Source organism: Streptomyces sp. NPDC088350 (assembly GCF_044753545.1).
GTDB lineage: Bacteria > Actinomycetota > Actinomycetes > Streptomycetales > Streptomycetaceae > Streptomyces.
Window position 1 is genome coordinate 387,048 of sequence record NZ_JBIVNL010000004.1, and the last position, 25,949, is coordinate 412,996.

The 25,949-nt window shown below is 70.5% G+C and carries 21 protein-coding genes; 13 read left to right on the forward strand and 8 right to left on the reverse strand.

All coding sequences use genetic code 11. The features are described 5' to 3' along the window. Positions 1–128: 128 nt before the first annotated feature. The 5 genes from ACIQBL_RS15590 to ACIQBL_RS15610 all read left to right on the forward strand — a co-directional run bounded on the left by ACIQBL_RS15590 (position 129) and on the right by ACIQBL_RS15610 (position 4,440). A complete protein-coding gene (locus ACIQBL_RS15590) occupies positions 129–641 on the forward strand; it encodes a pyridoxamine 5'-phosphate oxidase family protein (protein ID WP_401941481.1) in 513 nt (170 codons plus the stop codon). Between the two features lie 42 nt (positions 642–683). Next, complete coding sequence (locus tag ACIQBL_RS15595) at positions 684–1,043, forward strand: VOC family protein (protein ID WP_401941484.1); 360 nt, start codon at positions 684–686, stop codon at positions 1,041–1,043. 145 nt (positions 1,044–1,188) lie between these two features. Next, entirely contained in the window at positions 1,189–2,079 is an 891-nt protein-coding gene (locus tag ACIQBL_RS15600) for an alkaline phosphatase family protein (RefSeq protein ID WP_401941487.1), read from the forward strand. Position 2,080: 1 nt separating this feature from the next. Next, the gene (locus ACIQBL_RS15605) at positions 2,081–3,424 is read left to right on the forward strand and encodes an MFS transporter (protein WP_401941490.1); all 1,344 of its coding nucleotides are present in this window, start codon (positions 2,081–2,083) and stop codon (positions 3,422–3,424) included. Further along, the gene (locus ACIQBL_RS15610) at positions 3,421–4,440 is read left to right on the forward strand and encodes a TolB family protein (RefSeq protein ID WP_401941492.1); all 1,020 of its coding nucleotides are present in this window, start codon (positions 3,421–3,423) and stop codon (positions 4,438–4,440) included. Before ACIQBL_RS15605 ends, ACIQBL_RS15610 begins: the two co-directional genes overlap by 4 nt. Before the next feature lie 61 nt (positions 4,441–4,501). On the opposite strand, the gene glnA is transcribed toward ACIQBL_RS15610, so the two are convergent. Further along, on the reverse strand, positions 4,502–5,863 hold the full coding sequence (gene glnA / locus ACIQBL_RS15615) for a type I glutamate--ammonia ligase (RefSeq protein WP_043682384.1): 1,362 nt from the start codon (positions 5,861–5,863) through the stop codon (positions 4,502–4,504). 352 nt (positions 5,864–6,215) lie between these two features. On the opposite strand from glnA, the gene ACIQBL_RS15620 reads away from it, so the two are divergent. The 4 genes from ACIQBL_RS15620 to ACIQBL_RS15635 all read left to right on the forward strand — a co-directional run bounded on the left by ACIQBL_RS15620 (position 6,216) and on the right by ACIQBL_RS15635 (position 11,832). Beyond that, positions 6,216–6,887 carry a DUF3105 domain-containing protein gene (locus tag ACIQBL_RS15620; protein WP_401941494.1) on the forward strand — a complete coding sequence of 224 codons (672 nt, stop codon included), beginning with the start codon at positions 6,216–6,218 and terminating at the stop codon, positions 6,885–6,887. After that, entirely contained in the window at positions 6,884–7,513 is a 630-nt protein-coding gene (locus tag ACIQBL_RS15625; protein WP_401941497.1) for a DUF305 domain-containing protein, read from the forward strand. Before ACIQBL_RS15620 ends, ACIQBL_RS15625 begins: the two co-directional genes overlap by 4 nt. 267 nt (positions 7,514–7,780) lie before the next feature. Further along, positions 7,781–9,694 carry a protease pro-enzyme activation domain-containing protein gene (locus ACIQBL_RS15630; RefSeq protein ID WP_401942515.1) on the forward strand — a complete coding sequence of 638 codons (1,914 nt, stop codon included), beginning with the start codon at positions 7,781–7,783 and terminating at the stop codon, positions 9,692–9,694. Positions 9,695–9,795: 101 nt separating this feature from the next. Then, complete coding sequence (locus ACIQBL_RS15635; protein WP_401941500.1) at positions 9,796–11,832, forward strand: NAD(+) synthase; 2,037 nt, start codon at positions 9,796–9,798, stop codon at positions 11,830–11,832. A gap of 139 nt (positions 11,833–11,971) precedes the next feature. On the opposite strand, the gene ACIQBL_RS15640 is transcribed toward ACIQBL_RS15635, so the two are convergent. The 4 genes from ACIQBL_RS15640 to ACIQBL_RS15655 form a co-directional block, all read right to left on the reverse strand. Then, a complete protein-coding gene (locus tag ACIQBL_RS15640) occupies positions 11,972–13,192 on the reverse strand; it encodes an MFS transporter (RefSeq protein ID WP_401941501.1) in 1,221 nt (406 codons plus the stop codon). Positions 13,193–13,295: 103 nt separating this feature from the next. Next, positions 13,296–14,348: an endonuclease/exonuclease/phosphatase family protein gene (locus ACIQBL_RS15645; RefSeq protein WP_401941504.1), complete on the reverse strand. Its 1,053-nt coding sequence runs from the start codon at positions 14,346–14,348 to the stop codon at positions 13,296–13,298. 188 nt (positions 14,349–14,536) lie between these two features. Then, positions 14,537–15,175 carry a TetR/AcrR family transcriptional regulator gene (locus tag ACIQBL_RS15650; protein WP_401941506.1) on the reverse strand — a complete coding sequence of 213 codons (639 nt, stop codon included), beginning with the start codon at positions 15,173–15,175 and terminating at the stop codon, positions 14,537–14,539. A gap of 52 nt (positions 15,176–15,227) precedes the next feature. Beyond that, positions 15,228–16,817, reverse strand: a complete 1,590-nt coding sequence (locus ACIQBL_RS15655) for an MFS transporter (protein ID WP_401941508.1) — start codon at positions 16,815–16,817, stop codon at positions 15,228–15,230. Between the two features lie 190 nt (positions 16,818–17,007). Between ACIQBL_RS15655 and panB the strand changes: the two genes are divergently transcribed. The 3 genes from panB to ACIQBL_RS15670 all read left to right on the forward strand — a co-directional run bounded on the left by panB (position 17,008) and on the right by ACIQBL_RS15670 (position 19,921). Next, positions 17,008–17,883 carry a 3-methyl-2-oxobutanoate hydroxymethyltransferase gene (gene panB / locus ACIQBL_RS15660; RefSeq protein ID WP_401941511.1) on the forward strand — a complete coding sequence of 292 codons (876 nt, stop codon included), beginning with the start codon at positions 17,008–17,010 and terminating at the stop codon, positions 17,881–17,883. Positions 17,884–18,083: 200 nt separating this feature from the next. Continuing rightward, complete coding sequence (locus ACIQBL_RS15665; protein WP_401941514.1) at positions 18,084–19,103, forward strand: ATP-binding cassette domain-containing protein; 1,020 nt, start codon at positions 18,084–18,086, stop codon at positions 19,101–19,103. After that, positions 19,100–19,921 carry an ABC transporter permease gene (locus ACIQBL_RS15670; RefSeq protein ID WP_401941517.1) on the forward strand — a complete coding sequence of 274 codons (822 nt, stop codon included), beginning with the start codon at positions 19,100–19,102 and terminating at the stop codon, positions 19,919–19,921. The genes ACIQBL_RS15665 and ACIQBL_RS15670 overlap by 4 nt, the downstream gene beginning before the upstream one ends. A 199-nt stretch (positions 19,922–20,120) precedes the next feature. Here ACIQBL_RS15670 and ACIQBL_RS15675 read toward each other — a convergent pair whose 3' ends face one another. Continuing rightward, the gene (locus ACIQBL_RS15675; RefSeq protein ID WP_401941519.1) at positions 20,121–23,924 is read right to left on the reverse strand and encodes an AfsR/SARP family transcriptional regulator; all 3,804 of its coding nucleotides are present in this window, start codon (positions 23,922–23,924) and stop codon (positions 20,121–20,123) included. Between the two features lie 223 nt (positions 23,925–24,147). Between ACIQBL_RS15675 and ACIQBL_RS15680 the strand changes: the two genes are divergently transcribed. Further along, positions 24,148–24,948, forward strand: coding sequence for a site-2 protease family protein (locus ACIQBL_RS15680; protein WP_401941520.1), 801 nt, complete (start codon positions 24,148–24,150; stop codon positions 24,946–24,948). On the opposite strand, the gene ACIQBL_RS15685 is transcribed toward ACIQBL_RS15680, so the two are convergent. Beyond that, complete coding sequence (locus ACIQBL_RS15685; RefSeq protein WP_401941523.1) at positions 24,938–25,108, reverse strand: hypothetical protein; 171 nt, start codon at positions 25,106–25,108, stop codon at positions 24,938–24,940. The two genes, ACIQBL_RS15680 and ACIQBL_RS15685, sit on opposite strands and share 11 nt — an antisense overlap. A gap of 91 nt (positions 25,109–25,199) precedes the next feature. Continuing rightward, on the reverse strand, positions 25,200–25,940 hold the full coding sequence (gene npdG, locus ACIQBL_RS15690; RefSeq protein WP_401941526.1) for an NADPH-dependent F420 reductase: 741 nt from the start codon (positions 25,938–25,940) through the stop codon (positions 25,200–25,202). Positions 25,941–25,949 lie beyond the last annotated feature (9 nt).

Sequence of the window (25,949 nt, forward strand, 5' to 3'; positions counted from 1 at the left end):
CGGGGCGTGCGGCGATGAGTTCCGGAGAGGTACGGCGATGAGTTCCGGAGGAGTACGGCGATGAGTTCCGTAGGGGTACGGGGTCTGTCCTGTGGAAACCGCCGACAGGCAGACGCAGGGAGAAGCCGATGACCCACAAGGAACCGCGCACCCGTCTCGACCCCCGCTACAGCGACCCGGCGGCCACCGCGACCGACTGGGCCGCGGCCGAGGCGCGGCTCTCGGCGGCCGAGCTGTGCTGGATCTCGACGGTACGGCCGGACGGGCGGCCGCATGTGACGCCCCTGCCGACGGTGTGGACGGACGGGGCGCTGCACTTCTGCACCGGCCCCGAGGAGCGCAAGGCGCTCAACCTCGCCGGCAATCCGCACGTCGTGCTGACGACCGGCACGAACACCATCGACACGGGATACGACCTGGTCGTCGAGGGCGCGGCGAGGCGGGTCACGGACGAGGACAGGCTGCGGGAGCTGGCCGCCGCGTGGGAGGCCAAGTACGGCGGCTTCTGGCACTTCGACGTGCGGGACGAGGCCTTCCACCACGGTGCCGGGCACGCGTTCGTCTTCGCTGTGGCGCCCCGCACGGTTTTCGGCTTCGGCAAGGGGGAGCCGTTCAGCCAGACGCGGTGGCGGTTCGAGTGACGCGACGGACGTTCCACTGGTGTACGACAAAGGAGTCAAACCATGGACACGACCCTCGAAGTGATCGTGCTGCCGGTCTCCGACGTGGACCGGGCCAAGGAGTTCTACCGCGACAAGGTCGGCTTCCGTGTCGATCTCGACGGCGAGGTGATGGAGGGCGTGCGGGACGCGAAGGCGGCGTACGACGAGCTGAGCGCGCGTGGGCTCGACGTCAGCGAGCCGGTGCAGTTCGCGCCGCAGGACGGGGCGACGTTCATGTATGTCAAGGACCCGGACGGATGGGGGTCCCCCCGCTCGAACGAAGCCGAGAGTGGGGGAGGGTGGGAGATCCAGGAGTACCGGAAGCGGGGCGCCGAGCCACTGCACCACGTACTGGCTCAACTGGCCGCTTCGCAGCAGTAGTTGGCCACCGGCATCGGTTCACCACCAGCAGTAGTTCACCACTTCTTCATCCATCGGGTTGGACACCGTCGGATGCGGGCATTTTGGCGTGTACATGCTCTGTCCGCACCGTCACCCCCGTTCCTCCCCCCACCCGGAGGTAGAAGTGTCCGGCAGTTCCGTGTACCGCCGCAGTCGCGCCGTCGTGGCGTCCGCACTCGCCTTCTCGGCAGCCGCCGTCGGGGTCTGGACCGGTTTCGGAGGCATCTCGACCGCGCACGCCGCGACCGGGGTGCCCACCCCGGACCACGTCGTCGTCGTGGTCATGGAGAACCACGCCTACAGCCAGGTGATCGGCTCCTCCAGTGCCCCCTACATCAACTCGCTCGCGTCCGGTGGCGCCGCCCTCACCCAGTCGTACGGGATCACCCACCCGAGCCAGCCGAACTACTTCGCCCTGTTCTCCGGCTCCACCCAGGGCATCACCAGCGACAGTTGCTACACGGCGGGCTTCTCCTCGGCCGCGAACCTCGCCTCCGAGGTGACCGCCGCCGGCGGCACGTGGGCGAGCTACAACGAGACGCTGCCCAGCCAGGGTTCGACGACGTGCAGCAGCGGCAACTACGCGCGTAAGCACAACCCGTGGTTCGGTTTCTCCAACGTCGCGACGTCCACCGCGAAGACCTTCGCGCAGTTCCCGACGGACTACACGACACTCCCCGACATCTCCTTCGTCACCCCGAACCTGTGCAGCGACATGCACGACTGCTCGGTGGCGACCGGCGACACCTGGCTGAAGAACAACCTCGGCGCGTACGCGACGTGGGCCAAGACCAACAACAGCCTGCTCGTCGTCACCTTCGACGAGGACAACCTGCTCAGCGGCAACCGCATCCCGACGGTCCTCTACGGCCAGCCGGTCACCGCGGGCGCCACGTCCTCGACCACCTACAACCACTACAACCTGCTGCGGACCCTGGAGGATACCCAGGGCCTCTCCACCCACGCGGGCAACGCGGCGTCCGCCGCCGACATCACCGGCATCTGGGCGTCCTGACATGTACGTCGCGGACAGCCGCGCCGGTACTACGGGTACTACAGGCGCCCCGGACACCAGGGGTACTACGGGTACCACGGCGCGGGTGTCCGCGGTCGCCCCCACGGTCCTGGCGCTCGGCGCGGTCAGCCTGATCACCGACGTGTCGTCCGAGATGGTGACCGCGGTCCTCCCGCTGTACCTGGTGACGGGCCTCGGCCTGTCCCCGCTGGGCTTCGGCCTCCTGGACGGCGTCTACAACGGCTTCTCGGCCCTCGTCCGCCTGGCCGGCGGCCACCTCGCCGACCGGGGCGGCGGCCGGCACAAGTGGGTGGCGGGCATCGGCTACGGCATCTCTGCGGCCTGCAAGCCTCTCCTCCTCCTGGCCCACACCCTCACCCCCATCGGCCTGGTCCTGGCCGCCGACCGCACGGGCAAGGGCCTGCGCACGGCACCGCGCGACGCGCTGATCTCGCTCTCCTCCACCCCGGAGAACCGAGGTCGTGCCTTCGGGGTACACCGCGCGATGGACACGGCGGGCGCGCTGCTCGGCCCGCTGGCGGCGTTCCTGATCCTCCGGGCGACGGTCGACGGGTACGACGCGGTGTTCACGGTGAGTTTCTGCGTGGCCGTGGTCGGGGTGCTGGTGCTGGTGCTGTTCGTGCCGGGCGGCCAGGCACAGGCGTCGGCACCGGCACCGGCACCGGCACCGGCATCAGCGCCAGCACCGGTGTCGGCGCCGGCACCTTCGAGCCGCCCCACCTTGGGCGCGGCCTTCGCCCTCCTCGCCCGCCGCGATCTGCGCCGCGTCACGGTCTGCGCACTCCTGCTCGGCCTGGCGACGGTCAGCGACTCCTTCGTGTACCTGCTGCTGCAACGAAGGCTCGGCGTACCGGACCGCTGGTTCGCACTGCTGCCGCTGGGCACGGCGGCGGCGTTCCTCCTGCTGGCGATACCACTGGGCCGCCTCGCGGACCGTATCGGCCGCTGGCAGGTGTTCCTGGCGGGCCACGGAGCCCTCCTCACGACGTACGCCATATTGCTGACCTCCTGGCACGGCACGGCCCTCCCCTACGCCGTCCTCCTCCTGCACGGCGGTTTCTACGCGGCGACCGACGGCGTGCTGATGGCGGCGGCCTCGGACAGCGTGCCGGCGGAACTGCGCTCGTCGGGACTCGCGCTGGTGCAGACCGGCCAGACGGCGGCGAGGTTCGTCTGCTCGCTGGGCTTCGGGGCGGCCTGGACCCTGTGGGGCGACCGTACGGCGCTCATGGCATCGGCGGTGGCGCTGGCGATCTGCGCGGCGTTCGCCCTGACACTCCGCCCGGGCCGTCCGGCCGGACCAGTTCTGGAGCCTGTTTCATGACCCTGCGCAACCGCGTCCTGGTACTCCTCGCGGCCGTCGCCGCACTCGCCGCGGTGGCGGTGGCCTCGGTCCTGCACGCGTCCGCACGAGCCGAGCGAAGGAACGAGGCGCAGCCCGGCGGCCCCAGAATCACGGCGGGCCGGGTCACGCTCACGACCCCCGCCCGCATGGTGTTCCGCAACATGGCATGGGGCCCGCACCGAGACGAACTGACCACGGTCCCGGCCGCCGACCCCTCCGGCCCCCGCACGGCCTCCGGCCTCAAATGCCTCCGCTTCTACGCCAGTTCGGGCACGGGAGTATGCCTCCAGGCGGTCCACGGGCCGGTCACGGACACCTACCGCGCCCTGATCCTCGACGCCCACCTCAAAGAGACGGCCCACTACGACGTCCCCGGCATCCCCTCCCGGGCCCGCGTCTCCCCCACGGGCCACTTCGCGGCCTGGACGGCTTTCGTCGGCGGCGACTCGTACGCGGGCACGAACTTCTCGACGCGAGCGGCGATCGTGGACACCCGCACGGGTCGGTTCATCCCGACCCTGGAGTCGTTCCGCATCCTCAAGGACGGCCACGTCTACCACGCGGCGGACGTCAACTTCTGGGGCGTGACCTTCGCCGCGGACGACCGCACGTTCTACGCGACGCTGGCGACGAAGGGCAAGACCTACCTGATCAAGGGCGACCTGAGGGCCGGAACGGTGACGACGCTCCACACGAACGTCGAGTGCCCGTCCCTCTCCCCCGACGGCACCCGCATCGCCTTCAAGAAACGGGTACCGGGCCTCCCGAAGGACGCCCCCTGGCACCTCTACGTCCTCGACCTCCGCACGATGCGCGAAACCCCGCTCGCCGAACCCCGCAGCGTGGACGACCAGGCGGTGTGGAGGGACGACCACACGATCGTCTACGCACTGCCGGGCGACTACGGGGCGGACCTGTACGAGGTACCGGCAAACGGCACGGGAAAGCCGCGGCGCATCAGCACCGCGGCGGTGTCTCCCGCGTACGTCAACTAGGGGGCGCCCCCGAAGGGGCGCCGGGAACGGCGCCTGCGCGAACGGCCACGCCTGCGGAGCGCTACAGCACCGGCAGGTTCTTCCGCAGCTCGAACGCGGTGACCTCCGACCGGTACTCCTCCCACTCCTGCCGCTTGTTGCGCAGGAAGAAGTCGAAGACGTGCTCGCCGAGTGTCTCGGCGACCAGGTCGCTGCGCTCCATCAGGGTCAGGGCCTCGCCGAGGTTCTGCGGGAGGGGCTCGATGCCCATCGCGCGGCGTTCCGCGTCGGAGAGGGCCCAGACGTCGTCCTCGGCGCCCGGGGGGAGTTCGTAGCCCTCTTCGATGCCCTTGAGGCCGGAGGCGAGGAGGAGGGCGTAGGCCAGGTACGGGTTGGCGCCCGAGTCCAGGGAGCGGACCTCGACGCGCGCGGAGCCGGTCTTGCCGGGCTTGTACATCGGGACGCGGACCAGGGCGCTGCGGTTGTTGTGGCCCCAGCAGATGTACGAGGGGGCCTCGCCGCCGGCGCCGGCCGTGCGCTCGGAGCCGCCCCAGATGCGCTTGTAGGAGTTGACCCACTGGTTGGTGACGGCGGAGACCTCCGCCGCGTGCTTCAGCAGGCCCGCGATGAAGGAGCGGCCGACCTTGGAGAGCTGGTACTCCGAGCCGGACTCGTAGAACGCGTTCCGGTCGCCCTCGAAGAGCGAGAGGTGCGTGTGCATGCCGCTGCCCGGGTGTTCCGAGAACGGCTTCGGCATGAACGTCGCCTGGACGCCCTGCTCCAGCGCCACCTGCTTCATGACCAGGCGGAACGTCATGATGTTGTCCGCCGTGGAGAGCGCGTCGGCGTACCGCAGGTCGATCTCCTGCTGGCCCGGGGCGCCCTCGTGGTGGGAGAACTCGACCGAGATGCCCATCGACTCCAGCATGGTGATCGCCTGGCGGCGGAAGTCCATGCCCACGTTCTGCGGGGTGTGGTCGAAGTAGCCCGAGTTGTCGGCCGGCGTCGGGCGGGAGCCGTCCAGGGGGCGGTCCTTCAGGAGGAAGAACTCGATCTCCGGGTGGGTGTAGAAGGTGAAGCCCAGGTCGGAGGTCTTGGCGAGGGCTCGCTTCAGCACGTAGCGCGGGTCCGCGAAGGACGGGGAGCCGTCCGGCATGAGGATGTCGCAGAACATGCGGGCCGTGCCGGGGGCCTCCGCGCGCCACGGCAGGACCTGGAAGGTGGAGGGGTCCGGCTTGGCGATCATGTCGGACTCGTACACGCGGGCGAAGCCCTCGATCGCGGAGCCGTCGAAGCCGATGCCCTCGTCGAAGGCCTGTTCCAGCTCGGCGGGGGCCACGGCGACGGACTTGAGGAAGCCCAGCACGTCCGTGAACCACAGCCGTACGAAACGGATGTCGCGCTCCTCCAACGTCCGGAGCACGAACTCCTGCTGCTTGTCCATCTTCCGCTTCCCCATCCTTGCTGGTCAGGCCGCCTGTCCTCGTACCGCAGGAGGCGGTCGGGCACCTGAGCATCCCACCACAACACCATTTCGTGCGCGTTGCCGGCCATGATCGGCCGGCTGTCCTGCGGCTGAACGCCTCGCGTACGGCAGATGTCCTGCGCTGTCGCCCGTCTTCTGACCATCTTGCCTGCTCGGACTGACATTCGTAATGCCTGACCGGGGGGTATCCCGCTCTTCCGTGTCTTCGGCGTCTTCCCTGCGTCTTTGCTGTGGGGGCCCTACGGGAAACCCCCCACCCCCCACTACGATCAGTTGACCCGACCGTCTCTTCCCCCAAAGGACACCATCCATGGGTTCCGCCAAGAACACCGGATCCGCGGCGCGCAAGGCCCGCATCGAGGAGATGCGGCGCGCCGAGCAGGCCCGCGAGCGACGCACCCGGATCGTGAAGATCGCGGCGAGCGCGGTGGTCGTCGCCGGTCTCGTCGTCGGCGGTGTCGCCGTCGTGCACGCGCAGTCCGGCAAGAAGGACAGTTCCGCGAGTGACTCCAAGAACTCGGCTTCGGGGCACTTCGTCGCCGGCGCGGACGGTGTGAACACCTGGAAGGGGACGCTGGGCCGCACCCACGTCACCGGCACGGTGAACTACCCGATGCACCCGCCGGTGGGCGGCAACCACAACCCGGTCTGGCTGAACTGCAACGGCGACGTCTACGCCAAGGCCGTCAAGGACGAGAACGCGGTGCACGCGCTGGAGCACGGCGCGGTCTGGGTGACGTACAACAAGAAGGCCTCGGCGGCCGACGTCACGGCGCTCGCGGCGAAGGTGAAGTCGACGCCGTACTCGCTGATGAGTCCCTACGACAGCCAGAAGGACCCGATCATGCTGTCGGCGTGGGGGCACCAGCGCACCGTGAAGAGCGCGAGCGACCCGGCCGTGAACACGTTCTTCGCGAAGTTCGTGCAGGGCAGCCAGACGCCGGAGCCGGGTGCCGCGTGCACGGGCGGGCTGTCGCAGTGAGGCAGGTGGCACTGATCGCGGGGGCCGCGGCGACGGCGCTCGTCGCGGCCGGCGCGATCACCTACGCGGTCGCCGAGGACACCGGCGGATCGAGCAACTCCCCCACTCCTACGGCGGATTCGGCGGACGCCGGTTTCGCGCGGGACATGGCGGTGCATCACCAGCAGGCCGTCGAGATGTCGTACATCGTGCGCGACCGTACGAAGAACGTGGAGGTACGGCGGCTCGCCTACGACATCGCGCAGACGCAGGCCAATCAACGGGGCATGCTGCTGGGCTGGTTGGACCTGTGGAACCTGCCGAAGGTGTCGGCGGACCCGCCGATGACGTGGATGGGCATGGGTGACATGGCGTCCGGGAAGGACGGCGCGCTGATGCCCGGGATGGCGACCAACACCGAGCTGAAGAAGCTGAGTTCACTGAGCGGCAAGCCCGCCGAGGTGTTCTTCCTGCAGCTCATGACGGACCATCACAAGGGCGGTATCCACATGGCCGAGGGGTGTGTGGAGAAGTGCCGGGTGGGGGTGGAGAAGCGGCTGGCGCAGGGGATGGTCGACGCGCAGCAGTCGGAGATCCAGCTGATGGCCGACATGCTCAAGGAGCGTGGCGCAAAAGCACGTTCGTAAAGCGTCCCGGGTTGTTCGTTACACGCCCGTAAGGAAAAAAGCCCCCAATTCGCCCTGGGTGACGGTTCCTTGGGGTTCTCTTGACTTTCGCGTTCCCCTGGCATGAACGGTTCATCGAAAGAGTGGCCCCCATCGTGTGATCCATCCACGGACCTTCCCGCCGCAGGTTTCGTGTGGATCGACGTCGACCGACCACTCCATGCGTCGAACCGCATAGCAGGGGGTTTTATGAGATCCAATCGCGCCACCATGCGCGCCGGCGTGAGCATGGCAGCGACACTGCCCATGATCGCCGGTGCTCTGGCGCTCGGTATACCCGCGGCGCACGCCGCGGACACCCCGGGCCGGGACTCGCTCGCGGGCACCAAGCCCGCGTGGGCGACGGCCAAGGCGGACAAGGGGGCGACGCCCGACAGCTCCAAGGTGTCCGCCCGGGTCTACCTCGCCGGCCGGAACGCCAACGGCCTGGCGGCGTACGCCAAGGCCGTCTCGGACCCGAGCTCGGCCCTGTACGGCAAGTACCTGAGCGCCAAGCAGGTGCAGCAGCGCTACGGCGCCACGAAGGCCCAGGTGGCCGCGGTCAAGTCCTGGCTGAAGTCCGCCGGGCTGAAGGTCACCGGCACCACCCAGCACTACGTCACGGTCTCCGGTGACGTGGCCGCGGTCGAGAAGGCGTTCAGCACCTCGCTGCACAACTACTCGAAGGGCTCGAAGACCTACCGCGCCCCGTCGAAGACCGCTTCCGCGCCGGACAGCCTCAACGGTGCCGTCCTGACCGTCACCGGTCTCGACAACGCGCCGCACACGGCGAGCCATGACGACACGCTGCCGGGTCCGGACACGGTGTTCAAGAACTCCGGTCCGTTCTCCTCGTACTACGGCTCGAACACCGCGACGACGCTGCCGTCCGCGTACGGCCAGAAGATCCCGTACGCGATCGAGGGCTACACCGGCAAGCAGCTGCGTGCGGCCTACGGCGCGGGCAAGTACACGGGCAAGGGGGTGCGGGTCGCGATCACCGACGCGTACGCCTCCCCGACGATCGCCTACGACGCGGCCACCTACGCCAAGGCGCACGGCGACGCGAAGTACAGCACCAGCCAGCTCAAGCAGGTGCTCCCCGCGAACTACACCAAGACCGTGGAGTGCGGGGCGGCCGGCTGGTACGGCGAGGAGACCCTCGACGTCGAGGCCGTGCACGCGGTGGCGCCGGACGCGAACATCACGTACGTGGGTGCCGCGTCCTGCTACGACGACGATCTGCTCGACTCGCTCAGCAAGGTCGTCGACAACCACCTGGCCGACATCGTCTCCAACTCGTGGGGCGACATCGAGGCCAGCCAGACCCCGGACCTCGCCGCCGCCTACGACCAGGTGTTCCAGCTGGGCGCGGTCGAGGGCATCGGCTTCTACTTCTCCTCCGGTGACAACGGCGACGAGGTCGCCAACACCGGTACGAAGCAGGTCGACACCCCGGCCAACTCGGCGTGGGTGACGGCGGTCGGCGGTACCTCGCTGGCGGTCGGCAAGGGCGACAAGTACCTGTGGGAGACCGGCTGGGGCACCGAGAAGGCCCTGCTGTCCTCGGACGGCAAGAGCTGGACCAGCTTCCCCGGCGCCTTCACCTCGGGCGCGGGCGGCGGCACCAGCAAGACCGTGAACGAGCCCTTCTACCAGAAGGGTGTCGTCCCGGACGCGCTCGCCAAGGCCAACAGCGCCACCGGCAACCGCGTCGTCCCGGACATCTCGGCGATCGCCGACCCGAACACCGGTTTCAAGGTCGGCCAGACGCAGACCTTCCCCGACGGTTCGGAGCAGTACAGCGAGTACCGGATCGGCGGCACCTCGCTCGCCTCCCCGGTGATCGCGGCGGTCCAGGCCCTGGCCCAGGAGGCGCGCGGCGGCAAGGCGATCGGTTTCGCCAACCCGTCGATCTACGCCAAGTACGGCACGAAGGTCTACCACGACGTGACCGACAACCCGACGGGCTCCGGCCTGGCGGTGGCGCGTGTGGACTTCGCCAACGCGTTCGACGCCTCCGAGGGTCTGATCACCTCGGTCCGCAGCCTCGGCAAGGACAGCTCGCTGTCCGCGGTGAAGGGCTACGACGACGTCACCGGCGTGGGCACGCCCGCGGACGGCTACGTCGAGTCGTTCAGCCGCTCGCAGGGTCACCACTGACCTCGTAGCGGTAACCAGTAGTCACCTGTCGATGGGGTGGCGTGGGGTGCACGACACCCCGCGCCACCCCATCGCGTCGCCCTGACGATTAGAGTGGGCGGGTGCCTCCACTGAACTTCTGGTCGATCTATCAGCACGGCTTCGCCCGCGTCGCCGCCTGCACGGGCCACACCGTCATCGCGGACCCGCACGCCAACGCCGCAGCCGTCCTCCGTCACGCCCGCCGCTGCGCCGACGAGGGGGTCGCCGTCGCCGTCTTCTCGGAGATGGGCCTGTGCGGCTACTCCATCGAGGACCTGCTGCTCCAGGACGCGCTGCTCGACCAGGTCGAGGAGGCGCTACGGGACGTGGTGACCGGGTCGGCGGACCTGCTGCCGGTCCTGGTCGTCGGCGCCCCGCTGCGCCACCGCAACCGGATCTACAACTGCGCGGTGCTCGTGCACCGCGGCCGGATCCTGGGCGTCGTACCGAAGTCGTACCCCCCGAACTACCGGGAGTTCTACGAGCGCCGTCAGATCGCCGACGGCGCCGACGAGCGCGACGGTTCGATCCAGGTCGGCGGCGAGAGCGTGCCGTTCGGCGTGGACCTGCTGTTCGCGGCCGAGGACGTCCCGTCGCTCGTGCTGCACGCGGAGATCTGCGAGGACATGTGGGTGCCGGTGCCGCCCAGCGCGGAGGCGGCCCTCGCCGGCGCGACGGTCCTCGTCAACCTCTCCGGCAGCCCGATCACGGTCGGCCGCGCCGAGGACCGCGAACTGCTGTGCCGCTCGGCGTCCGCCCGCTGCCTCGCCGCATACGTCTACGCGGCGGCCGGCCTCGGCGAGTCCACCACGGACCTGTCCTGGGACGGCCAGGCCATGGTCTACGAGAACGGCGTCCTGCTCGCCGAGACCGAACGCTTCCCGCTCGGCGACGAGTACGCGGTGGCCGACGTGGACCTCGACCTGCTGCGGCAGGAGCGGCAGCGGATGGGCACGTTCGACGACAACCGGCGGACCCATCGGGCGCGCACCGCCGACTTCCGGACGGTTTCCTTCGAACTCGCCCCGCCGCTCACCGACTTGGGGCTGCGCCGGCGTCTGGAACGCTTCCCGTTCGTACCGGCCGACGCGGAGCGCCTCGCCCAGGACTGCTACGAGGCGTACAACATCCAGGTGGCGGGCCTCCAGCAGCGGCTCGCGGCGATCGGCGGCCCGAAGGTCGTCATCGGCGTCTCCGGCGGCCTCGACTCCACGCACGCGCTGATCGTCGCCGCCCGCGCGATGGACCGCGCCGGCCGGCCGCGCAGCGACATCCTGGCCTGGACCCTGCCCGGCTTCGCCACCAGCGACCACACCAAGGACAACGCCCACGCGCTGATGCGGGCCATCGGCGTCACCGCGGCCGAGCTGGACATCACGCCGACGGCGCGGCTGATGCTGAAGGAGATGGGCCACCCCTTCGCCTCCGGCGAGCCGGTGTACGACATCACCTTCGAGAACGTGCAGGCCGGCCTCCGCACGGACTACCTGTTCCGGCTCGCCAACCAGCGCAACGGCATCGTGCTGGGCACCGGCGACCTCTCGGAACTCGCGCTCGGCTGGTCGACGTACGGCGTGGGCGACCAGATGAGCCACTACAACGTCAACTCCGGCGTCCCGAAGACCCTGATCCAGCACCTGATCCGCTGGGTCGTCAGCAGCGGCCAGTTCGACGAGGAGACCGGCAAGATCCTCACCGCGATCCTCGACACGGAGATCAGCCCCGAGCTGGTACCGGGCGAGGAGATGCAGTCGACCGAGTCGAAGATCGGCCCGTACGCGCTGCACGACTTCACCCTCTTCCATGTGCTGAGGTACGGCTTCCGCCCGTCGAAGATCGCGTTCCTGGCGTGGCACGCGTGGCACGACGCGGCGGCGGGCGCCTGGCCTCCGGGCTTCCCCGAAGCCAAACGGGTGGCGTACGACCTGCCGGAGATCCGGCGGTGGCTGGAGGTGTTCTGTCGGCGCTTCTTCGCGTTCGCGCAGTTCAAACGATCGGCCATGCCCAATGGGCCGAAGGTTTCGGCGGGGGGTTCGCTGTCGCCTCGCGGGGATTGGCGGGCGCCTTCGGACGGGTCGGCGGAGGTCTGGCTGCGGGATCTGGGGCGGTTCGACTAGCCGCGGCACGCGGAGACGCGCGGCGCCCGGGGAGGGTGGGTCGCGAAAATGTGACACTTCGGGGTCCAAGTGTCACATTTTCGCAAACAGGGTCCCCTCCCGGCCGACGTCGGCGGAGGGGTCCGTCGAAGGCGACAGGTCAGGGGTGCAGTGCCTTCGCCTGGTCCGGTACGTGTGTCGCGACCAGCCGCTCGCGACCGCTCCTCGGGACCCCTCGACGCCGGTCCACGCCCCACGCCGTACCGGCGACTCCCAGCCCCAGCACGGCCAGCACCGCACCGGCCAGCGCCGGCGACGTGGCGCCGAAGCCCGCCGCCAAGGCGAGCCCGCCGATCCAGGCGCCGCCCGCGTTGGCCAAGTTGAACGCCGCCTGGTTCGCGGAGGAGGCCAGCGACGGGCCCGCCGACGCCTTCTCCATCACCATCAGCTGGAGCGGGGAGCCCGTGACGAACGCCGCCACGCCCAGGAGGACGACCGCCAGTGCCGCGCTCCACTCCGTCGTCATCAGGAGCGGGAAGAGGGCCAGGACCCCGGCCAGGGACACCAGGCCGCCGAACAGCGTCGCCCGGAGAGAGTGGTCCGCGAGTCGGCCGCCCACCAGGTTGCCGGCCGTCGCGCCCACGCCGAACAGCGCGAGCAGCAGCGTCACGCTGCCGTCGGCGAAGCCCGCCGCGTCCGTGAGCATCGGGGTGATGTAGCTGTAGGCCGAGAAGAGCGCGCCGAAGCCCGCGACCGTGGTGCCGAGGGCCAGCCACACCGGGAGGGACTTCAGTGCCGCCAGCTCGCGGCGCAGGCCCACGGCGGGTGCGTGCGCGTGGTCGTGCGGGATCAGCAGCGCCAGTGACGCTATCGCCACCAGGCCGATCGCGCTCACGGCCAGGAACGTGGCCCGCCAGCCCAGGTGCTGGCCCATCAGGGTGGCCGCCGGTACGCCCACGACGTTGGCGACCGTGAGGCCCAGGAACATCAGGGAGACGGAGCGGGCCTTGCGTTCCGGCGCCACCATGGTCGTAGCGACCACCGCTCCCACACCGAAGAAGGCGCCGTGCGGCAGGCCGCTCAGGAAGCGGGCGGCCAGCAGGTAGTCGTAGTTCGCGGCGAGGGCCGAGAGGGCGTTGCCCGCCACGAACAGTGCCATCAGGCCGATCAGGACCGTGCGGCGGGACAGGCGGGCGGTGACGGCCGCGAGCAGGGGGGCGCCGATCACCACGCCCAGCGCGTAGGCGGAGACCAGGTGGCCCGCCGTGGGGATCGAGACGTGCAGGTCGTCCGCGACCTCGGGCAGCAGGCCCATGATCACGAATTCGGTGGTGCCGATACCAAAAGCGCCGACGGCCAGGGCGAGCAGGGCCAGGGGCATGGAGGTGCCTGTGCCTTTCAAGGGAGAGCGGAGTTCCGTACAGCTGGGCTTCACTTAAGTTCAGCTACGGAACAAAGACTCCCAGGCCCGCTATTCCACGAGGTTAAGAGCTCGTGTCGAGGTTCACACGGGCGGCGATCGGGAGATGGTCGCTGCCCGTCTTCGGGAGGGTCCACGAGGTGACCGGTTCCACACCCTGGACCATGATCTGGTCGATCCGCGCCATCGGGAACGACGCCGGCCAGCTGAACCCGAAGCCGTCGCCCGCCGCGCCCTGCGTCGAGCGCATCTGGGACGTGACGGCGTTCAGCGAGCGGTCGTTCATCGTGCCGTTGAGGTCGCCGAGGAGGATCTTCCGCCGGAGCGGCTCGGCGGCGATGGCCTCACCCAGCGCGTCGGCGCTCGTGTCGCGCTGCCGGGCGGTGAACCCGGCCTCCAGCTTCACCCGCACCGAGGGGAGGTGGGCGACGTAGACCGCGATCCGGCCCTCGGGGGTGGTGACGGTGGCACGCATCGCGCGCGTCCAGCCCAGCTTGATGTCGACGGCCTTCACGGAGCTCATCGGGTACTTGCTCCACAGACCGACCGTGCCCTCGACCGCGTGGTACCTGTACGTCGTCGCGAGGGCCTTCTCGTACGTCGGGACCGCCGACGCCGTCAGTTCCTCCAGGGCGAGGACGTCCGCGCCGGACGCGGCCACGTCGCGGGCCGTACCGGCCGGGTCGGGGTTCTCGGCGTTGACGTTGTGCGTGGCCACCGTCAGGTCGCCGCCGGTGCCGGTCTTGTCGCTGAGCAGGAGGCCGCCGAAGAGGTTCAGCCACACGACCGCCGGGAGGACGACGGCGATGAGCGCGGTCGCCGACCTGCGGACCAGGCCGAGGACCAGGAGCACCGGGATCATCAGGCCGAACCACGGCAGGAACGTCTCCGTGAGACTGCCGAGGTTGCCGATCCGGTTCGGGATGCGGGAGTGCAGCAGCATGACGAGGGAGAGGAGGATCGCCAGCGCGGCGAGGATCAGGCCCCGGCGCCAGATCCTCGGATCGCCCCGCCAGCCGTCGAGCAGTCTGTTCCGCAGGCGCCGAAGTCGGTTTCCCCGCTGCTCGTCGCCCGAGCCGCCGTCGTCCGTCTCCGCCACATACGCCTGCTGTGCCATACCGTCGCCTCACTACCTGCCGTGCACACCATCGTCCCCGCGCCTACGACCCTAGGGGATGATCGGTTCCGATCCGCCGTCACATGACGGCCGTACGGGCACGAGGACGAACAAGCCGGTGTCCGGAGTTCCGAACACGCACGACGGCAGCGCCTTCTGTGACGGAACGCGCACATTCCGACGGAGGCTCAGACGGCGGGCCTGACGGGCCGTAGGGCCACCAGCACGGTGTCCACGAGCAGTTCCGACAGGCCCTCGGGGAGGTCGGCGTCGGCGCGCATGACGGTGCGCAGGAGCATCGGGCCGACGAGCATGTCGTTCATCAGGTCGGCGTCGATGTCGGTACGGAGTTCGCCGCTCTCCTGGCCGCGGCGCAGGAGGTCCACCTGCTTGCGGCGGCGGGGTTCCACGACGGTCGCGTGGTACGCGGTCCACACCTTCGGGGCGCTCTTCATCTGCGCGTACACGTTGTGCAGGAGCGCCGAGGACCGGGTCATCAGGCCGCGCTGGCGCAGCTGTTCCATCATGGCCACGAGGTCGTCGCGCAGGGAGACGCCGGGCAGTTCGGGGTCCTGCGGCTCGGCCTGGCGGACGACGTCGACGAACAGCTCCTCTTTGCCCGGCCAGCGCCGGTAGATGGTGGCCTTGCCGACACCGGCGGTGCGGGCGATGCGCTCGATGGAGAGTTCGGCCAGGGGCACGCCTTCCTCCAGGAGCTTCATCACGCCCTCCGTGATGGCGCGTTCGACGGCCTCGCTGCGCGGGCGTCCCCTGGTGGGGGCGTCCTGCCGAGTCCCGCTGTCGGTGCCGCTGCCGGCAAGGCTCACTTCACTCCGTCCCTTCGCTCTCCCCCGGTTCCGTATCGGACGATTGTCGTCGCTACTCCCCTACGACGACCAACTCCGGCTCCTCCTTGCCCTCCTGAGCGACCGGCGGCCTGCCGGGCAGGAAGAGGAACGCCACCACCGCGCCCACGACCGCGACGCCCGCGCCGCACAGGGCGGTGACATGCATGGCGTGCAGGAACGCGTCGTTGGCCGGGGTGACCAGGGCCCTGCCCTGCGGGCCGAGCTTCGCGGCGACACCGAGGGTGGCCTCGATGGACTCGCCGGCCGTGTCCCGGAGGGCGGCCGGTACCGAGCCGAGCTTGCCCTCGATGCCGTTGCGGTAGGCCGTGGAGAGCACCGAGCCGAGGACGGCGATGCCGAGGGCGCCGCCGACCTGGCGGAAGGTGTTGCTCAGCGCGGACGCGGAGCCCGCCTTCTCGCGCGGCAGGGCCTGCATGATGACGACGCTGGTCGGGGTCATGACGTGGGCCATGCCGGCGCCCATGAGGAAGAAGACGACCTCCAGGATCCAGATCGGCGTGTCCGCCTCAAGGGTCGCGAAGGCGCCGAGCATCCCGGCGAGCAGCACGAGACCGACACCGGTCGTGATCTTGTTGCCGAACCGGTTGACGACCAGCCGGGCCCGCGGCGCGAAGACCATCTGCGCGGCGGCCAGCGGCAGCATCAGCAGACCGGTCTGCAGCGGGGAGTAGCCGCGCACGCTCTGGGTGTAGAAGACCGAGAAGAAGGTCACGCCCATCAGCGCGAAGAAGACCAGCGCGATGGCGGCGATCGCGGCCGAGAACTCCTTGTTCTTGAAGTACGTGACGTCGATGGACGGGTGGTCGCTGCGCTTCTCGAACCACACGAACCCGGCGAGGACGACGACACCGGCGATGATCGTCGACAGCACCTTGGGCGCCGTGAAGTCGGCGAGTTCGCCGCCCTCGATGATGCCGTAGACAAGGAGCACGAGGCCTACGACGGACAGGACGACGCCGACCGGGTCGAGGCGGCCGGGCTTCGGGTCGCGGGAGTCGGGGACCAGCCAGATCATCAGGGCGAGCGCGAGCAGCACGATCGGCACGTTGATCAGGAAGACCGAGCCCCACCAGAAGTGGTCGAGGAGCACACCGCCGGTGATCGGGCCGATGGCGATGGCGAGGCCGACGCCGCCGGCCCAGATACCGATGGCCTTGGGCTGCTCGTCGCGCTCGAAGACGTTCATGAGGACGGCGAGGGTGGCGGGCATCACGAACGCGGCGCCGAGGGCCATCAGGGCGCGGAAGGCGATGAGTTGGGCCGGCGAGCCGGACTCGGCGGCGAGCACGGAGCCGACGCCGAACACGACGAGGCCGCCGAGCAGGACCTTCTTGCGGCCGATCCGGTCGCCGAGGAGGCCGGCGGTGAACAGCAGGCCGGCGAAGACGAGGGTGTAGGCGTTGATCGCCCACTCCAGCTCGCTCTGTGTCGCGCCCAGGCCGGTGGGGGCCGGGGTGGAGATGGTCTTGATGGCGACGTTGAGGATCGAGTTGTCGAGCACCACGATCAGCAGGCTCAGCATCAGCACGCCGAGGATGGCCCAGCGGCGACGGTGCACCGCTTCGGGTATCCGGGTGCCCGGGACGGGTGGAGTGGTCATGCCGTCCAGACTAGGGAACCGCGGGCCCATTCCGATACGAGACCGTGCCGTATCGTAATTATTTTACTCAGGCCTTACTTCGGCCGACGTGACGGGGTTCCCTCTGGCCCTCCGTGGCACGAGGTGCCACCATGGAGGGGATCCGGGGACGCCGTGAGGGTGCCTCGAGATGACTGAAGGAGCCGTTGCAATGACGCAGCTTTCGGCTGCCCAGACTGTGCAGAACAGTTCCTCCGACGGCAGCAAGGCGCTGTACGGAGGCAAGGGCACACGCCGTATCACCGTTCGCGACATCGCCCTCGCCAAGGACCGCGGCGAGAAGTGGCCCATGCTCACCGCCTACGACGCGATGACCGCGTCCGTCTTCGACGAGGCCGGTATCCCGGTCATGCTCGTCGGCGACTCGGCGGGCAACTGCCACCTCGGGTACGAGTCGACCGTGCCCGTCACGCTGGACGAGATGACCATGCTGTCCGCCGCGGTCGTGCGGGGCACGAACCGCGCCCTGATCGTGGGCGACCTGCCCTTCGGGTCCTACCAGGAGGGGCCGGTACAGGCGCTGCGCTCGGCGACCCGGCTGGTGAAGGAGGCCGGGGTCGGGGCGGTGAAGCTCGAAGGGGGCGAGCGGTCGCACGAGCAGATCCGGCTCCTCGTCGAGTCCGGTATCCCGGTCATGGCGCACATCGGTCTCACCCCGCAGTCCGTGAACGCGATGGGGTATCGCGTGCAGGGGCGCGGCGAGGAGGCGGCCCAGCAGTTGCTGCGCGACGCGAAGGCCGTGCAGGACGCGGGGGCGTTCGCCGTCGTTCTTGAGCTGGTTCCGGCGGAGCTGGCGGCCGAGGTGACCCGGGTGCTGCACATTCCCACGGTCGGGATCGGGGCGGGCGCCGAGACCGATGCCCAAGTCCTGGTGTGGACCGACATGTTGGGGCTGACGGGCGGGAAGATGCCGAAGTTCGTGAAGCAGTACGCCGATCTGCGTCAGGTCATGGGCGACGCGGCGAAGGCGTTTGCGGAGGATGTCGTCGGCGGAACGTTCCCTCTTGAGGAGCACTCCGTCCACTGAGCCATTGCGGCACCATGGCAGCCCGCCGATCTTCCCCCGTCGGCGGGCTGCTTCCTTGTCGCCTGCCGCCCGTCTCGGGCGTTTTAGCGGGTCACCTTTTGACCGACAGCAAACGGGTGGTCGGTGGGCGTAGGCCGGTTGTCGGTGGCTGTCGGTGGGATGTCGGCGTTCTGTCGGCAGGCCCTGGCACTGTCGTCCCCATGACGCGAATCGACAAGAATTCCGGCGGCACGGCGGTGACCGTGCGGGGGCTGGTCAAGCACTACGGCGAGACCAAGGCGCTGGACGGCGTCGACCTGGACGTCCGGGAGGGCACCGTGATGGGTGTGCTCGGGCCGAACGGTGCCGGTAAGACCACCCTCGTACGCATCCTGTCCACGCTGCTCGCCCCGACCTCCGGCGAGGCCACCGTCGCCGGCTACGACGTCCTGCGCCAGCCCCGCCAACTACGCCGCGTGATAGGCCTCACCGGCCAGTACGCCTCCGTGGACGAGAAGCTCCCCGGCTGGGAGAACCTGTACATGATCGGGCGGCTGCTCGACCTGTCCCGCAAGGACTCCCGTGCCCGTGCCGACGAACTGCTGGAGCGGTTCTCGCTGACGGAGGCGGCCAAGCGGCCGACGAGCACGTACTCCGGCGGTATGCGGCGGCGGCTCGACCTGGCCGCGTCGATGATCGGGCACCCGCAGGTGCTGTTCCTCGACGAACCGACCACCGGTCTCGACCCGCGCACCCGCATGGAGGTGTGGGACGAGGTGAGGTCCATGGTCGGCGGCGGCGTGACCGTGCTGCTCACCACGCAGTACATGGAGGAGGCCGAGGCGCTCGCCTCCGAGCTGACCGTGGTGGACCACGGCAAGGTCATCGCGAACGGCGCCATCGATGAGTTGAAGGCCAAGGTCGGGGGGCGGGCGTTGCGCATCCGGCCCGCCGATCCGCTGCAACTACGGCCACTGGCCCGCGCGTTGGACGAGCTGGGCATCACCGGGCTCGCCACCGTCACCGTCGACGTGGAGAGCGGCACGGTCCTGGTGCCGATCCTCAGCGACGAGCAACTGACCGCCGTGGTCGGCGCGGTGACCGCGCGCGGCCTCACCATCGCCTCCATCAGTACCGAACTGCCCAGCCTGGACGAGGTGTTCCTGTCCCTCACCGGCCACCGCGCCGGCGCCCCGCAGGACACCGTGCCCACCACCGACCGCGAGGAGGTCGCCGTATGAGCGCCGTCACCGTGAACTCCGCCGGCTCGCCGGCGGACCCCCGTATCCCGCTGCGCAGCCATCTGCGCCACACCGGCGCCCTGATCCGCCGCAACCTGCTGTGGATCCGCCAGGACCCGGAGTCGATGTTCGACGCGGTCCTGTTCCCGGTCATCTTCACGCTGCTGTTCGTGTACGTCTTCGGCGGCTCGATCGGTCAGTCGCTGGGCGGCGGACAGCACGCGTATGTGCAGTACGTCGTGCCCGGCCTGCTCGCCATGATGGGCATGAACATGGCCCAGGGGGTGGGCACCGGCTTCAACACCGACTTCCACACCGGGGTCATGGACCGGTTCCGGTCGCTGCCCATCGGGCGCGGCTCGGTGCTGATCGCGAAGATCGTGGTCGAGATCATGCGGATGCTGGTCGCGTGCGCCGTGCTGATGGTCGTCGGCGTCCTCGTCGGCTTCGACATCCACCGCTGGGGCGGCATGTTCGCCGCGATCGGACTGTCCGCGGTGTTCGGCTCGGCCCTGATGTGGGTGTTCATCACCCTCGGCGTGACCATGAAGAGCGCGCAGTCCGTGCAGGCCATGGGCTTCCTGTTCCTGATGCCGCTGCAGTTCGGCTCGTCGATCTTCGCGCCGACCGGGTCGATGCCGGGCTGGCTGCAGAACTTCACCGACTACAACCCGCTGTCCTCCCTGGCGGACGCGGCCCGCGGGCTGATGGTGGGCGGCCCGGTCGCCCACGGGGTGCTGCTGACGCTGGCCTGGTCGGTGGGGCTCACCGCGGTGATGGCCCCGATCGCGATCCACAAGTTCCGCACCAAGACCTGACCGGCCCGCCGGGCCCGCCGGGTCCGCCCGGTCCACCAGGTCCACCAGGTCCACCGGGTCCACCCGGTCCACCGGGTCCACCGGGTCCACCAGGTCCACCAGGTCCACCAGGCCCGCCCGGTCCACCAGGCCCGCCCGGTCCACCCGGTCCACCCGGTCCACCCGGTCCGCCGGGTCCGCCCGGTTCACCGGGTTCGTGTCAGCGCCGGACCAAGGCGGCGGCCTCCCCCGCGGAGAGGCCGCCGCCTTCGGCGTGCGCGGCCTCGTACGCCTCGTCGCCGAGCGCGCCGCGCGTGTGCCGCTCGGCCTGGTCGTACACCTCGCGCTCCATCGACGCCGCGACATGACCGGGGGGCAGCAGCGCCCGCGCGGCGCCGAGGCAGCGGGCGGCGTCACCGGCCCGGCCGCCACCGTCGGCCTCGGCCATGGCGATCGCGGCCATGCCCAGGTACAGGGAGCGCATGTGCGGGGCGATGGCCGCGGACAGCGGGTCACCGGCCCGTGGCAGCCCCTCCAGGATCTTGTCCATGGCGATCCCGTAGTTGCCGTCGAGCGCCTCCACCCAGGCCTCCGAGCCGAGGATGAACGCGTCGAAGACGACGAAGTGGGAGATGTGGAACTCCTCGCGCAGCAGCCGCAGTTGCTCGCGTGCCTCCTCGAACCTGCCGGTCAGGGCGAGCCGCCCCACGAGGGCGATCCGGGCGGCGGGCATCGCGTCGTTGCCCACGCCGAACGGCTTCTCGATCACCTCGCGCAGGATGCGCTCGCCCCGCTCGAACTCGCCCGCCTCGATGAGCGCGCTGCCGAGCCGGGCGCCGAGCACGGTCGTCTGGGCGTGGGCGTCGAGCCGCTCGGCGTGGACGGTGGCGGCCTCGTAGTCGGCGGCGGCGAGCCGGTACTCACCGATGCGTTCGCGGGCCTCGCCGCGGGCGGAGAGCGCCTCGGCGGTGCCCCAGGCGTCGCCGAGGCGGCGGAAGATCTCCAGCGACTCGTCGGCGTCCCGGGTCGCGTCGCCCGCCCAGTCGCTGCGGTTGGCGAGGAGGTTGGCGCGCATCTGGAGGGTGGTCGCCAGCTCCCACTCCATGGCGGGGACGGCCCGGCAGGTCGCGACGCCGGCGTCGAGGATCACGGGCAGCAGGTCCGTCTTGCCGCTCAGCATCACGGCGTAGAACCAGAGCATGCCCGGGGAACGGCAGGTCTGCGGGAGACCGGGTTCGTAGACCTCGGTGATGAGGCGCAGTTTCTCCTTCGCCTCCGGTGACTCCCAGGCCTCCAACTCCGTGTCCATGCAGGCCAGATGGGCGAGGTGGACACCGCGGCGGGCCTCGGCGAGGAGTTCGCCGGTGAACGGGGGCGGGACGTCGGTGACGCGCTGGTGGACGGGGGCGGCGCGGCGGACCGGGGCGGCGAAGGGGTCGGGGCCCAGGGCCATGACCTCGGCGCACCAGTTGCGGGCCTCGATACGGACGTCGCGCATCTGCCAGTACCAGACCAGCGACAGGATCAGGCACAGACCCTCCTGCTCGTCGCCCTCCGCGACGGCGTGCCGCAGGGCGGTGCGGAGATTCTCGTACTCGCGCTCCAGCTTCTCCACGGCGGCGAGTTGGCCGGGACCGCGCAGCAACGGGTCGGTGGTGCGGGCGAGTTCGCGGTAGTACGTCAGGTGGGCGCGCTCGGCGCGGGGGCGGCGGCCGGACTCGTCGAGCCGTTCGGCCGCGTACTCGGCGACGGTCTCCAGGAGCCGGTAGCGCATCTCCCCGTCGCCCGAAGGGGCCGCCACCACAAGGGACTTGTCGACGAGGGAGCCGAGCGTCTCGAACGCGACGGGCCCGCACACGGCCTCGGCGGCGGCGAGGTCGCAGCCGCCGGCGAAGACGGACAGGGTGGTCAGCACCTCCCGTTCGTCCGCGTCGAGCAGGTCCCAGGACCAGTCGACGACGGCCCGCAAGGTCTGCTGGCGGGGCCGGAGGGTGCGGCTGCCGGAGGTGAGGAGGCGGAAGCGGTCGTCGAGCCGGTCGGCGATCTGACGCGGCGTCAACATCCGTAGCCGGGCCGCCGCCAGCTCGATCGCGAGGGGCAGCCCGTCGAGCCGCCGGCAGATCTCGGCGCAGGCGTCGGGGTCGTCCTCGACGCTGAACCCCGGGCGGGCGGCGGCCCCTCGGTCGGCGAGGAGCCGTAGCGCGACCGGGTCGGGCAGGGGTTCCACCGGGCGCAGCAACTCCCCCGGTACGCCCAGGGGTTCACGGCTGGTGGCGAGCACGGTGAGTTCGGGGCAGCGCTCGAGCAACGCCTCCACCAGCCGGGCGGCGGCGTCCACGACGTGTTCGCAGTTGTCGAGGATCAGCAGCATCCGGCGCCTGCCGAAGTGTTCCGTGAGCCGCTCGACGGGGTCGTCGTGCCGCTCTCCCCCGGCGGCCCGGATCGCCTCGGCACCGGCGCCGTACATCACGGTCTCGCGCGCCCCGACCGCGGTGAGCACGGCGGTCGGTACGGCGTCGGGGTCGTCGACGGGGGCGAGTTCGGCCAGCCAGACCCCGTCCGGCGCCGCGTACCGCACGCCCTCGGCGGCCTCCTGCGACAACCGCGTCTTCCCGGCCCCGCCCGGCCCGAGCAGGGTCACCAGCCGGGCCGCCGCGATGTCACCCCGGATGACGTCGATGTCGGCTTCCCGGCCGACGAAGGAGGTCAGGCGGGCGCGGAGGTTGCCGGGGGGTGAAGTGGGTTGGTGGGAGGGGGTGTTGGCGGGGGCGAGGGTGCTGTGGGTGAGGGTGGGGGTGGGGGTGGGGGTGGGGGTGCCGCGGGCGGGGGCGAAGGTGCCGGCGTCGGTTCCGGGGGCGCCGCGATCGGCGTCGCCGAGAGGCTCCCGGTGATCGGCGTTGCCGACTGGTCCGCGGTCATCGGCGTCGCCGGCGGACCCGCGGTGATCGGCGTCGCCGGCGGACCCGCGGTGATCGGCGTCGCCGACGGGCCCGCGGTGATCGGCGTCGCCGGCAGACCCGCGGTCATCGGCGTCGCCGACGGACCCCCGGTGATCGGCGTCGCCGGCAGACCCGCGGTCATCGGCGTCGCCGGCAGACCCGCGGTCATCGGCGTCGCCGACGGACCCCCGGTGATCGGCGTCGCCGGCGGGCCCGCCGCTACCACGGGGTCCGTCGCCGTCACTCCGTGCGCCGGGGCCGCCGTAGACGCCAGGGCCGCCGGACCCGGCGCGACCGCCACGCCCACCGATCCCTCGGTACCCGCTGTCCTCTCCGTTCCCGCCGTACCCACCGTCCCCCGGGCTGAGCAACTCCCTATGCAGCGCCCGCAGTTCCGGCCCGGGGTCGGAGCCGAGGCGGTCCGCGAGCAGCTTCCGTATGTCCTCGTACGCGGCCAGTGCCTCCGCCGTGCGGCCGGTCGCGCGCAGGGCCCGGAGGCGGAGGGACTGGAGGGGTTCGTCGAGGGGGTGGGTGTCGCAGAGGGCCGTCAGTTCGGGGAGGGCGGTGTCCGCTTCACCGAGGGACAGGGCCGCTGTCAGGCGGGCGCGGCGGGCGTCCAGGTGGCGGGTCTCGCAGCGGGACGCCTCCGCCGTGCGGTCGGGGAGGTCGGCGAGAGGCGGGCCGGTCCACAGGGCCAGCGCGTCGTCCAGGGCCTCCGCCGCCTTCGCGGGGTTGCCGTCGGCCAGCGCCCGCAGCCCCTCCGCGGTGAGCCGCTCGAAACGGTGCAGGTCGATGTCGTCGGGGGCGGCGGCGAGCCGGTATCCGTTCTCCGCCGAGGTGATCGCGTCGGCGCCGAGTACCCGGCGCAGCCTGCCCACCAGCGCCTGCAGCGCGCCCGTCGCGTCCGCGGGCGGGTCACCGGCCCACACCTCGTCCACCAGGAGGCTCGCCGGTACGGCCTTGCCGGGCCGCAGGGCGAGCACGGTGAGCAGGGCACGCAGCCGCGCCCCGCCGACCGGGACGGGGGTGCCGTCGGGGCGGAGTGCCTGGGTGGTGCCGAGGATGCGATAGCGCACGGGGTCCATTGTCTCCGGTGGCGTGGAAAGCGGTCACGGGGTTGCGACGGCGCGGCGCCGGGCACGGCGTGACGAGGGCCGCCGCCCCCGAGAGGTGACGGGGTCGCAGAACGCGTGCCAGAGTCCCATGTCCCCACCTTCCCCGGAACCGACGTCCGCTCGCGAGACGTTTTCGCCTACGCCCGGTACCGTCGGGCTTCGCGTCCACCGACCCAGCAGGGAGCCCGCCCCCATGACCGCCACCACCACCCGCACCGGCGACCGGCGGATCAGTCCCGTCTTCGTCGGGATCCTGGCCGTCACGGCGGTGACCGGCTGGGCCACCTGGACCGGGTTCGCCGAGAAGCCCGGCATCGCCGTGTTCCTGTTCGTGACGGCGGCCTGGATCGTCTCCCTGTGTCTGCACGAGTACGCGCACGCGCGCACCGCCCTGCACAGCGGGGACATCTCCGTCGGCTCGAAGGGCTATCTCACCCTCAACCCGCTGAAGTACACGCACGCGCTGCTCAGCATCGTGCTCCCCGTGATCTTCGTCATCATGGGCGGCATCGGTCTGCCCGGCGGCGCGGTGTTCATCGAGCGGAACCGGATCCAGGGCAGGTGGAAGCACAGTCTGATCTCGGCGGCGGGGCCGCTGACGAACGTACTGTTCGCGGCCGTCTGCACCGCGCCGTTCTGGCTGCACTCGCTCGACGGGGTGCCGCGGGACTTCCGGTTCGCGCTGGCGTTCCTCGCGCTGCTCCAGGTCACGGCCGCGCTGCTGAACTTCCTGCCGGTGCCGGGCCTCGACGGCTACGGCGTGATCGAGCCATGGCTGTCGTACAGCGTCAAGCGGCAGGTGGAGCCGTTCGCGCCGTTCGGCCTGCTGTTCGTGTTCGCGCTGCTGTGGGTGCCGTCGGTCAACACCCACTTCTTCGACGCGATCGACGCGATCCTGCGCGGCCTCGGCATCGGCAACGACGACACCTACTGCGGGCAGAACCTGTACCGCTTCTGGCAGAGCACCGACCAGTACTGCTCGATCAGCCAGTGACCGGCCTGCCCCGCTTCAGGTAGTACCAGCACATGTTGGACGAGAGCCCCGCGAGCAGTACCCACACGATCCCGAGCCAGCTGCCCTCCACGAAGGAGACGACCGCCGCGGCCACGGCGAGCAGGCAGACGACGAGGGCGTAGACGGCGAGGCGGGGCATGGGAACGGCTCCTGTCGGCAGAACAAGGGGACATCAAGGGGGACGACAAGGGGGACACTGACGGCTTGCTGTCATCAGTGTCCCCCACCGCTCAGACGTCCGTGACGCGCAGGCCCGCGTGTGCCTTGTAGCGGCGGTTGACCGAGATCAGGTTCGCGACCAGGGACTCGACCTGGTGCGCGTTGCGCAGCCGGCCCGCGAAGACGCCGCGCATGCCGGGGATACGGCCGGCCAGCGCCTGCACGATCTCGACGTCTGCGCGCTCCTCGCCCAGCACCATGACGTCCGTGTCGATCTCGGCGATCTCGGTGTCCATGAGCAGCACCGCCGACAGGTGGTGGAAGGCGGCGGCGACGCGCGAGTCGGGCAGCAGGGCGGCGGCCTGTTCGGCGGCGCTGCCCTCCTCCGGCTTCAGCGCGTAGGCGCCCTTCTTGTCGAAGCCGAGCGGGTTGACGCAGTCGACGACGAGCTTGCCGGCCAGTTCCTCGCGCAGCGACTCCAGGGTCTTGCCGTGGCCGTCCCAGGGCACGGCGACGATCACGACGTCGCTGCGGCGCGCGGTCTCGGCGTTGTCGGCGCCCTCGACTCCGTGGCCGAGTTCGTCGGCGGCGGCCTGCGCGCGGTCGGCGGCGCGGGAACCGATGATCACCTTCTGGCCTGCCTTGGCGAGCCGGTAGGCGAGGCCCTTGCCCTGCGGCCCGGTCCCGCCGAGCACGCCGACGACCAGTCCGGAGACGTCGGGGAGGTCCCACGGGTCCTTGGCGGGGGCCTTCGCGGGGGCCGTCGTGGCGGTCGTCGCGGGGGGCTGTGCAGCACTGTCGGTAGAGGTCATGGGGCGACT

Coding starts and splice junctions, on each gene's coding strand:
- ACIQBL_RS15590 (WP_401941481.1), top strand. CDS start 129: ATGACCCACAAGGAACCGCGCACCCGTCTCGACCCCCGCTACAGCGAC.
- ACIQBL_RS15595 (WP_401941484.1), top strand. CDS start 684: ATGGACACGACCCTCGAAGTGATCGTGCTGCCGGTCTCCGACGTGGAC.
- ACIQBL_RS15605 (WP_401941490.1), top strand. CDS start 2,081: ATGTACGTCGCGGACAGCCGCGCCGGTACTACGGGTACTACAGGCGCC.
- ACIQBL_RS15610 (WP_401941492.1), top strand. CDS start 3,421: ATGACCCTGCGCAACCGCGTCCTGGTACTCCTCGCGGCCGTCGCCGCA.
- glnA (WP_043682384.1), bottom strand. CDS start 5,863: ATGGACAAGCAGCAGGAGTTCGTGCTCCGGACGTTGGAGGAGCGCGAC.
- ACIQBL_RS15620 (WP_401941494.1), top strand. CDS start 6,216: ATGGGTTCCGCCAAGAACACCGGATCCGCGGCGCGCAAGGCCCGCATC.
- ACIQBL_RS15630 (WP_401942515.1), top strand. CDS start 7,781: ATGGCAGCGACACTGCCCATGATCGCCGGTGCTCTGGCGCTCGGTATA.
- ACIQBL_RS15640 (WP_401941501.1), bottom strand. CDS start 13,192: ATGCCCCTGGCCCTGCTCGCCCTGGCCGTCGGCGCTTTTGGTATCGGC.
- ACIQBL_RS15645 (WP_401941504.1), bottom strand. CDS start 14,348: ATGGCACAGCAGGCGTATGTGGCGGAGACGGACGACGGCGGCTCGGGC.
- ACIQBL_RS15655 (WP_401941508.1), bottom strand. CDS start 16,817: ATGACCACTCCACCCGTCCCGGGCACCCGGATACCCGAAGCGGTGCAC.
- panB (WP_401941511.1), top strand. CDS start 17,008: ATGACGCAGCTTTCGGCTGCCCAGACTGTGCAGAACAGTTCCTCCGAC.
- ACIQBL_RS15665 (WP_401941514.1), top strand. CDS start 18,084: ATGACGCGAATCGACAAGAATTCCGGCGGCACGGCGGTGACCGTGCGG.
- ACIQBL_RS15670 (WP_401941517.1), top strand. CDS start 19,100: ATGAGCGCCGTCACCGTGAACTCCGCCGGCTCGCCGGCGGACCCCCGT.
- ACIQBL_RS15675 (WP_401941519.1), bottom strand. CDS start 23,924: ATGGACCCCGTGCGCTATCGCATCCTCGGCACCACCCAGGCACTCCGC.
- ACIQBL_RS15680 (WP_401941520.1), top strand. CDS start 24,148: ATGACCGCCACCACCACCCGCACCGGCGACCGGCGGATCAGTCCCGTC.
- ACIQBL_RS15685 (WP_401941523.1), bottom strand. CDS start 25,108: ATGCCCCGCCTCGCCGTCTACGCCCTCGTCGTCTGCCTGCTCGCCGTG.
- npdG (WP_401941526.1), bottom strand. CDS start 25,940: ATGACCTCTACCGACAGTGCTGCACAGCCCCCCGCGACGACCGCCACG.